This window comes from Nocardioides sp., assembly GCF_036401255.1.
Taxonomy (GTDB): Bacteria; Actinomycetota; Actinomycetes; order Propionibacteriales; family Nocardioidaceae; genus Nocardioides.
Genome location: NZ_DASWVI010000164.1, coordinates 1 through 9,601 on the forward strand (window position 1 = coordinate 1; position 9,601 = coordinate 9,601).

The following is a 9,601-nucleotide window of genomic DNA, read 5'->3' on the forward strand; positions in this document are numbered from 1 at the left end:
GGGCTCCTCGCCCGCGGCGGCGTGGGCCGCGGCCGTGGCGGACTCGCTGACCTGCTGCGGGTCCGGTGCCGCGATGTCGAACAGCGAGCCACCCGAGCTCAGGTCGAGCTCCGGGGCGGGCTCCGGGGCGGCTTGCGGCTCGGGCTGCATCTCGGGCGCCGGGGTCGGCTCGGGTGCGGTGGTCGGCTCGGGCGCGGCGATGTCGAACAGCGACCCACCGCCGCCGAGGTCCACCTCCGGCTCGGCCTTCGCGGGCTCGGTCTCGGCGGGCTCGGCCTTGGCCTCGGTCTCGGCGGGCTCGGCCTTGGCCTCGGTCTTCGACTCGGGGGTCGCCGGCTGGTCCGCGGCGATGTCGAACAGGGAACCCGACCCGAGGTCCGGGCCGACCGACGCCGTCGTCGGCGGCCGGTCGCCCTCGACCTCGCCCTGCGGCTCGGCCGGCTTGTCGTCGGCGATGTCGAACAGCGACCCCGGTGAAGCGGTGTCGCTCGCGGTCTGGGACACCTCGGCCTGCGTCTCGGCGGTCGGCTTGGCCTCGACGGTCGAGTCGGTGTCGCCGCCGAGGTCGAACAGCGAGCCGCCGGACGACGCGGGCTTGGCGGCCTGCGCCTCCTCGGCGACCGACTTGTCCTCGGACGCCGTCTGCGACTCGGCGGGGGTGTCGAAGAGCGACGTCCCGCCGGACGACTTCGCGGCCGGGCCCACATCGGCGGTCTCGGTGACGGTGTTCTCCGTCCGGGTGACGTCACCGGGCTCGGGCTCGGCCTTCGTCGACTCCGAGCGGGCGGCCGGCGCGTCCGCGCCGAGCGAGCCGGGCGCGTGCCGGGTCGCCATCTCGCCCTTGACCGAGGCGAGCAGCATCTGCGCGACGTCGAGGACCTCGACCTCGGGACGGGCCGCGCCCTTGTCCTGCTGGGCGGTGAGCCCGTCGGAGAGCATCACCCGGCAGAACGGGCAGCCGACGGCGATCTGGTCGGCACCGGTGCCGACCGCCTCGATCGTCCGGTTGTCGTTGATCCGCTCCCCGATCGTCTCCTCCATCCACATGCGAGCACCACCGGCGCCGCAGCAGAAGGACCGCTCGGAGTTGCGCTCCATCTCGACGACCTCGGCACCCGGCAGCACCTGCAGCAGCTCGCGCGGCGGGGTGTAGACGCCGTTGTGGCGGCCGATGTAGCACGGGTCGTGGTAGGTGATCGTGCGCTTGTGGGCGCCCGCCCCCTCGCGCACCGGAGTCAGCTTGCCCTCGCGCACCAGCCGGTTGAGCAGCTGGGTGTGGTGCACGACCTCGAGCTCGATGCCGAACTCCTTGTACTCGTTCTTCAGCGTGTTGAAGCAGTGGGCACAGGTCGAGACGACCTTCTTGACGCGTGCCTGCTTGAACGTCTCGACGTTCTGCTGGGCCAGCCCCTGGAACACGAACTCGTTGCCGGCCCGGCGCGCGGAGTCGCCCGTGCAGGTCTCGCCGTTGCCCAGCACCCCGAAGCTCACGCCGGCGATGTCGAGCAGCTCGGCCACCGCGCGGGTCGTCTTCTTGGCCCGGTCCTCGTAGGCGCCGGCGCAGCCGACCCAGAACAGCCAGTCGACCTCGTCGAGCGACTCGATACCCCCTTGATCGGACGGGGCCCCGACGACCTTGACCTCGAAGTCGAGACCCTTCGCCCAGTCCATTCGGGCGTTCGGCGACATGTTCCACGGGTTGCCGTTGTTCTCCAGGCCGCGGAAGAGCTGGTTGAGCTCGCTGGGGAAGTTCGACTCGACGAGCACCTGGTAGCGGCGCATGTCGATGATGTGGTCGACGTGCTCGATGTCCACCGGGCACTGGTTCACGCAGGCGCCGCAGGTCACGCACGACCAGAGCACGTCGGGGTCGATCACGCCGGAGCCGTCCTCGGGCATGTAGAACCACTCGTCGCCGGTCTCACCGACCAGTGGCCGCTCGACCTCCTTGGTGAGCGTGTCGCTGCCGGCGAGCAGCGCCTCGCGCTTGCCCTCGTCGGCGAGGAGGTACGGCGCCTTCGCGAAGGCCGCGTCGCGCAGCCCCATGATGAGCAGCTTGGGCGAGAGCGGCTTCTCGGTGTTCCAGGCCGGGCACTGCGACTGGCAACGACCGCACTCGGTGCAGGTCGCCATGTCGAGCAGGCCCTTCCAGGTGAAGTCCTCGATCGCCCCGACGCCGAGCTTGGCGTCCTCGTCGAGGTCGTCGATGTCGTCGAGGGTCACCGGCTTGCCGGCAGAGATCAGCGGCTTGGCCGCGCCGAGCGCGACCGGCTCGCGGCCGAAGAGCACGTTGAGCGGCGCCATGAAGATGTGCAGGTGCTTGGAGTTCAGCACGAAGATGAGGAACACCAGCATCACGCCGATGTGGAGCAGCAGGCCGATGCCGATGAGCGCGGTGCTGTCGGGGAAGACCTTGCCGAGAAGGTAGGAGACGAACGCCGCCTTGCCGTAGCCGTGCTCGACACCGGTGGCCTCGGCCTCGGCGAGGTCGCGGGCCGCGACGGCGCCGCGGAACAGGAACATCGTCCAGACGACGTTGAAGATCATGAACAGCGTGAAGTACGCCGGGCCGAGGTGGGATCCGAAGAACCGCGACTTGCGGCCCATCTGCTTGGGCTGGTTGCGCAGCCGGATGGCCCAGAAGACCACGAGCCCGAGCGTGCACATCACGGCGATGAAGTCCTGCAGGAAGCCGAGGACGCCCCAGTTGTTGAAGACGAACCAGTTCCACTGCGGGTCGCGCGAGACGAGAGCGGCGTACGCCTCGAGGTAAACGGTGGCCAGGATCAAGAAGGCCCACATGACGAAGAAGTGCGCGGTGCCGGGCACCGTCCACTTCAGCATCTTCCGCTGGCCGAACACCTCGACGACCTGCCGCTTGGCGGCGGCACCGAGGCGCCGGGTGACCCCGGCGATCCGGTCGGGTGCCGGCTGGCCGCTGGTGATCAGGCGGTAGAGGAACAGTGCCCGCTTCCCCGCGATCGGGAGGGCGATCGCATTGATCACGAGACCCAAGATGAGCACTGCAGTCACTGGTTGCTCCCTGTCGGCAGGTGGTTCGAGGTGCACCCCGGGGTGCGTCCCGCGAGCCTATTCGCAGGGGCGGGCCACGTCAGGCCCCGAAGGCGTGAGAAGGATCCTACCGATAGGTAACTTCGTCGTGCTGTGGCTCAGGCCACGCCGCGGCTGCGGCCGGCGGGCGAACCCGCCGGCCGCAAACCACGACGTCAGAGCGACGCGCGAGACGCGGTCACGGCACCTGCGTGATGCGGGTGGTCGCGGGCGGCGCGACCGGGTCGTGCGCCTTCAGGTAGGTCACCAGCGCGTCGATGTCGAGCCCGCCGAAGTACCCGTTGGTCGACTCCTTGAAGGTGGAGAAGCCGTCGCCGCCGCCGTACAGGTAGTTGTTGGCGACGACCCGGTAGGTCGTGCCGTCCTCGAGCGGCACCATCGGGGTGGCCGCGTCACGGTCGTCGTCGACCAGGACCGACCCCGGCACCAGTGCGTCGGTGTCGGCCTCGGCGGCCGCCGAGGCGTCCCAGCTGTAGCTGAGGCCGGCGACCTGGAGGATCCTGCGGCTGGCCTCGTTCGAGCCGTTCCACTGCTGGTTGAGCAGCGCCTTGATCTGCGCGCCCGTGAGGTCCATGGACACCATGTAGTTGTTGAACGGCTGGACCGTGAACGTGGCGCCGTAGGTCACGTCGCCGGCTGCGTTCTCGATCAGGTCGGCGCGGATGCCACCCGGGTTCATGAACGCCATCACCGGCGCGACGCCGGTCCGATCGCCGGCCCCGGCGTCGACCACGGTCGCGTCGGCGAGCTGTGCGTCCGCGATCAGATCGCCGAGGGGCGACTCGCCATCAGCCTCCTGGGACTTGCTGACACTCGTACCCGGATCGATGTGCCCGACCACCTGATTCTCGATCGGGGCCACCAGCGCCTTGTAGGTGTCGATGAGGGACTGGACGGCCGGCACCGGCGTGACGTCGGCACCGTTGCGGGCGATCAGGTTGTCGGCGTACTCGGCGGGCCGCACGATGTCGTGCGTGGCCGGGTCGATGAGCAGGTGGAGCTTGCTGACCATCCGGCCGGTCGCCGTCGCGCTGGTGAGCAGCCGCGGCTGGCCCTTGGGGTCCTTCACCACGCAGTTGTAGGCCTTGTGGGTGTGACCGGAGATCACGGCGTCGATCGCCGGGCTCAGGTTCTTGGCGATCTCGAGCCCGGGGCCGCTCACGCCGGAGCAGTCGTTGTAGGCGGACTCGTCGCCGGGGAGAGCGCCCTCGTGGAGGAGCACGATGATCGACTTGACCCCGCGCTTGCGCAGCTTCGGCACGAGCGCGTTCGCCGTCTCGACCTCGTCGGTGAACCGCAGGCCCTGGACGCCGGCCGCGGTCACGATGTCGGGCGTGCCCTCGAGCGTCATGCCGATGAACGCGACCTTCTCGCCCTTGACCTTGAAGATCTTCGTGGCGGGGAAGAGCGTGTCGCGGGCGTGCTCCTGACCGTCGTCCCACTTCACGTTCGCGGAGAGGTACTGGAAGTCGGCACCGTCGAAGCCCTGGTCGCCGGGGCAGGAGTTGGCGCCGTCCGCGCCGTCGGCGCCGTCGTCGAGGCAGCCGCCGTTCTGCATGCGCCGCAGCTCGCGCCAGCCCTCGTCGAACTCGTGGTTGCCGACCGAGGCCACCTGGAGGCCGAGCATGTTCATCGTCTTGATCGTCGGCTCGTCGTGGAACGCGCCCGACAGCAGCGGCGAGGCGCCGATCAGGTCGCCCGCGGCGACCGTCAGCGGCACCGCCTTGGCGGCACGCGACCGCGCGCGCTCGTCCTTGATGAGCCGGGCGAGGTACGCCGCGCCGCCGGCCGCGGTGTTGTTGATCCGGCCGCCGGAGCTGGTCGAGGGGACCGGCTCGAGCTGGCCGTGGAAGTCGTTGATCGCCAAGATGTCGAGCTTGACGTAGTCCTTCTGCGCCGCCTGCTTGGTCAGCTTGGTGTAGGTGGCCTTCGCACCGGAGTCGTCACGGGTGGCGGTGGCGGCAGATGCGCCGGCGGCCGCGACGAGTGCGAGGGACGTGAGCGCCGCTGCAGCGGGCAGCAGGCGAGCACGAGGCTTATGGGACATGGCCTCTCCTTCGGTGAGGGTGGGGCCGCAACGTAACCGACCCGGCGTCCGTAAGGAAGGGACCTGCGGCCCGGGATCACCGGGATCGGATCGAGGTGACCCGGCCGCCCTTCGAGAACGCCACCGTCACCATCACCCTCGAGTCGGTGGCCGTCTCGGCGCAGACGCCGTACGTCGAGCCGAGCCGGGTGTAGGGCTGGCCGACCGCGCGCATCACCTGCGTGGTGGTCATGCCGGGCCGGACCAGCCGCATGACCCGGCCGACGGGCATCCGCAGCTCGGGGTTGCGGCAGGAGTCCGGGGCGATCCCGACGGCCCGCTCCCACATCTGCAGGTACGCCTCGGCACCGCGGGCCATGTCGTCCTTGATCTTCGCGCCGTCGCCGGCGTGCTGGGCGTCGGCGACCTCTCCGAGGTCCTGGATCCAGTCCGGGTAGAGGCCGTACTGGGCGACCCCGTCGGCGTTGATGTCGTAGACGCGCTGACCGGCGTGCTGCCGGTCGACCCGGACGCCGCCGAGGCCGGTGAACGGGTAGGTGACCGGGTTGGACACGTCGGCGCCCCGGGGGTCGCCCTGCGCGCCGAGACCGTTCATGTCCGCTCCGTAGCCGATGCCCCAGTAGTAGCGCGGGTCCGCCCAGCCCTCGTGGGCGCGCCACTTCTCCACGAACCCGGTCGAGTCGCCGGCGTACGGCGTGATGAAGCCGCCGTCGGCGTAGATCCGCGGATAGGCGTCCGGGGTCGACCACGAGTGGCTGGAGATCACGCCGTGGTAGCCGAGGTCGTCGATCTGGTCGAGGGCCTGGGTCCGGGCCTTCACGCTCATGTGGTCGGGGTCGAAGATCATGTGCCGCTTCGCGAGGCCGTCGATGGTGTACTCGCCGAGCGTCGTCAGGCCCCGGGCGTTGCAGTGGTCCGGTGGCGGGTAGACCGGCAGCGCCGGCAGGTTGAGCGTGCCGAAGAGCTCGCCGATGGCGCCGAAGAGCGCGTCCTGCTGCCCGGCCGAGATGTCCGGCGCGGCGACCTGGTTGTGGTCGTGGGCGCCCGGGATCTCGGGTTCGCAGTGCTGCATGTTCCAGAACGTTCCGGTCTCGAGGAAGTTCGCCGAGTTGACCGCGACGCCGACCTCGCCGTTGTCGCCGGCGATGCCGGACAGCGCGTTGTCGAACTTGTTGACCAGCTCCATCTGCCGCACACCCATCCGCTTGACCTCGTCGAGCTGGGTGTCGATCTCGTCGATGTCGCACGCGGGCACGTCACCGCCGGGCAGGGCCTTGAACGTGCACCCGAACGGCACGCTGGTCTCGATGCCCATGACCACGGCCATCTTGCCGGCGTTGATCACCCGGCGCGCCTGGAACGGGTTGGTGACGATGCGGTAGAAGCCCTTGCCGGGCCCGCCGAACTGGGCGTCGATGTAGTCCTGCATCCGGTACATGTCCTGGGCCTGCAGGCGCACCGAGTCCATGTCGTCGCACGAGTTGCGCTTGATGGGGTAGAGCTGGCACAGCTGGTTGTTCTCGACCAGGAGGTTGACGAAGATCCGCTGCCCGCCGCGCCAGGACCGCTCCAGCCAGCGGTAGTAGGTGCCCTCGTGGGTCAGCGAGTTCGGCGCGGGCCAGTCCTTGAACGTCGGCCAGCCGACGGGGTCGTGGTGCGGCTCCCCGGAGAGCACCGACTCGAGGACGCCGCCGTAGCCGCCGGTGGCGGAGTGGTCGGGGCAGTCGACGAGCGCGTACGGCGCGCCGTACTGGTCCCACGGCTTGCCGCAGTGGACGTCGCCCCCGAGGAACTCGAAGGCCATGCCGTGGGTGTGCCCGTCGACGTAGCCGCGCACCTCCTGGAAGCCGGTGATCCCGGCGTGCGGGCGGCCGCTGATGTCGATCTGGGACTCGGGGTAGGCCGCGCACCCGGTGGTCCGGGTCGGCAGGAACGTCGACGCGCGGTCGAGGGTGAGCGGCCCGGTGTCGTTGACGAACGCGTAGCGGTCGCGGGCGCGGGTGATCCGCCAGACCGCGTCGGCGCTCGGCTGCTCGGCCCGGCTGCCGTCGCCGAGCAGGAACGCCCGGTCGGCGTCGTAGATCAGGTAGCTGCCCAGGTCGGTGGCCTTGAAGTAGAACGGCTCGCCGTCTCTGGTCAACGTGTAGCAGCCGCCGGCCAGGGCGTAGCGGTTCTCCGGGTGCAGCAGCCGCGGCCCCGACACCGGGGCGGTGGTCAGCTCGGGATCGGGTAGCGCCCGCTCGCGGTCGACGTACGCCCGTGCCGCGGCCTTCTGGGCCGCGGTGGTCGGGTCGCGGGTGATCTCGCCGAGGTCGCCCGCGCGGGAGATCGCGTTCTTGTCGGTGTGCAGCTGCCCGAGCGCGTCCTGGGCGTAGGTGTAGCGCTCGCCGAGGCCGCCGGGACGCAGGCCGGCCGCGCCGCCCAGTGACAGGGCGCCGGCGACCACGGTGACGCCGGCGGTGGCGGCCAGGGCCAGCCGACGGAGGGGTCGCTGCTCGTTCACCTGGGCTCCTTCGCGTTGACGGCAGCCGTTCAACGAGCGGTCGTCCCCGGGGTCACTCGCGAGGTCACTCGCGGGCGGCGGTCCCCCCGATGCGACGGGTCAGGTGGGCGGCGGTGGCCGCGACGGACTCGCGCAGCCCGGCCGGGTCGGCCTCGTCGGGATAGGTCGCGGCGACGGCGGCGACCGGGTGGGCGTTGTGGTCCAGCACCGCGACCGCGACGCTTGCGAGCCCGGGCGTGACCTCGCCGTCCTCGACCGCGTAGCCGCGCTGCCGGGCGTCCGTGAGCACGCGCCGCAGCGCGCTCAGGCTGCGCGGGCCCACGCCGTGCCGGTCGACGAAGTCGGCGGGTTGCGAGTAGAGCGCCCGGACCTGGCTCTGCGGCAGCGCCGCGAGGATCGCCCGGCCGCTGGCCGTCAGGTGGGCCGGCAGCCGGACGCCGACGTCGGTCACGAGCGGCGGGCGTCCGGGCGCGCGCTCCTCCACGACGTACAGGACCTCGCGCCCGTGCAGGATCGCCAGGTGGACCGACTGCCCGGTCCGGTCGGCGAGGTCGGCGAGCGAGCGGCGCGCGATCCGCTGCAGGGGCTCCTGCCGCGCGTAGCCGCTGCCGATCTCGAAGGCCGCCGGACCGAGGCCGAAGCGGTGCTCCTCGGGGAGGTGGACGACGAAGCCCTCCTCGATCATCGCGTGCAGCAGGTGGTACGTCGTGCTGCGCGGCAGGTCGACCGCCCGCATGATCCGGTCGAGGGCGACCGGGTCCGGCTGGCCGGCCAGGAACCGCAGCACCCGCAGGGCGCGGGTCGCGGCGGGTACCTGGCTCATGCCGCCAGACCCTACGGCCCCTCGCTCGGGGCCGTCGTCAGCTGTCGCGAGACCTCGTCGCACCCGGCTGGTAGTCCGCGGAGCGGTGGTCGACGTCCGGGTCGAGGGCGTCGGCGCGGCGCACCACGTCCTCGTGCCGGGCCTCCTCCATGTGCAGCCCCTGTCGGGCCTCGGCCGCCTGCTGCTCGGCGCGCTCGGCCTCGGTGCGGGCGACCTCGGCACGTGCCTCGGCCTCCGCGGCGCGGCGGCGCTCGAGGTCGACGTCGACGACCTGGACCTCGGCCTCCTGGCGCAGGTGCGCCGCGTGCTCGCGGCGCTGCTCGGTGCGGCGCTTGCTCGTGACGTACGCCGCGGCCACGACGGCGAGCACCACCACGACGGCGACGATGATGATGACGGTGGTCATCGGATCCTCCCTGGTCGGCTACCCCCGCGGGATCGGTACCCCGCGCTCGGGCGGAACACTCCCCGTCACCGGAGGTCGCGCTCCTCGCGCACCGGGACCAGCGGCGCCGCGACGACCGGGAACAGTGCGGCCAGGGCGAACGCCGCCGGGTAGCCCCAGTCGGTCACGACCAGCCCGGCGACCGGAGGGACGGCGGAGGCGGCCAGGAACTGGGCGGTGTTCTGCACCCCGAGCGCACGCCCTGACCAGAACGGCCCGGCGCGCTCGGCGACGGCGGTGAACGCCAGCCCGTTGTCGGCGACGGTCACCAGGGTCGCGACGACCACGAGCAGCACGGCCACGCCGAGGTCCAGGGCGGCGGTGAGACCGAGCAGCGCCATGCTGGCCGCCGCGGCGAGGGCCACCCACCGCAGGGGCCGCATCCGGCCGCCGACCAGGTCGGAGAGGTGGCCGACCGCGATCCGGCCGACTGCGCCGGCCACCTGGGCGATCGCCACGACCGCCCCGGCCGCGGCCGGCGCCCAGCCGCGGTCCTGGACCAACCAGGCCAGGGCGAAGGTCCACACGACGAACTGCGGGACGACCAGCAGCACGGAGACGCCGTGGATGCGAGCGAGGTAGGTGTCCTCGCGGTAGGGGCTCCCGGCCGCGCCGTCCGGGCGCTCGGGTCGCGGGGGGTCCAGGACGACCGCGGCGACCGTGGCCGCGGCGAGCGCGCACGCGACCGTGGGGATCCACAGCGCCGCATGC

General features: G+C 71.5%; 6 protein-coding genes. All 6 read right to left on the reverse strand.

What is annotated here, in order from left to right; all coding sequences use genetic code 11:
• Nucleotides 1-3,033: heterodisulfide reductase-related iron-sulfur binding cluster (locus VGD85_RS07795; RefSeq protein WP_331062885.1), on the reverse strand; the 3,033-nt coding region annotated here is incomplete at its 3' end.
• A 217-nt stretch (nucleotides 3,034-3,250) separates the two neighbouring features.
• A complete protein-coding gene (locus VGD85_RS07800; RefSeq protein WP_331062886.1) occupies nucleotides 3,251-5,119 on the reverse strand; it encodes a bifunctional metallophosphatase/5'-nucleotidase in 1,869 nt (622 codons plus the stop codon).
• Between the two features lie 76 nt (nucleotides 5,120-5,195).
• Nucleotides 5,196-7,622 carry a hypothetical protein gene (locus tag VGD85_RS07805; RefSeq protein WP_331062887.1) on the reverse strand — a complete coding sequence of 809 codons (2,427 nt, stop codon included), beginning with the start codon at nucleotides 7,620-7,622 and terminating at the stop codon, nucleotides 5,196-5,198.
• A gap of 64 nt (nucleotides 7,623-7,686) precedes the next feature.
• Complete coding sequence (locus VGD85_RS07810) at nucleotides 7,687-8,445, reverse strand: IclR family transcriptional regulator (RefSeq protein ID WP_331062888.1); 759 nt, start codon at nucleotides 8,443-8,445, stop codon at nucleotides 7,687-7,689.
• A gap of 37 nt (nucleotides 8,446-8,482) precedes the next feature.
• A complete protein-coding gene (locus VGD85_RS07815) occupies nucleotides 8,483-8,851 on the reverse strand; it encodes a hypothetical protein (protein ID WP_331062889.1) in 369 nt (122 codons plus the stop codon).
• Between the two features lie 65 nt (nucleotides 8,852-8,916).
• On the reverse strand, nucleotides 8,917-9,601 hold a 685-nt coding region (locus VGD85_RS07820), incomplete at its 5' end, for an MFS transporter (RefSeq protein ID WP_331062890.1).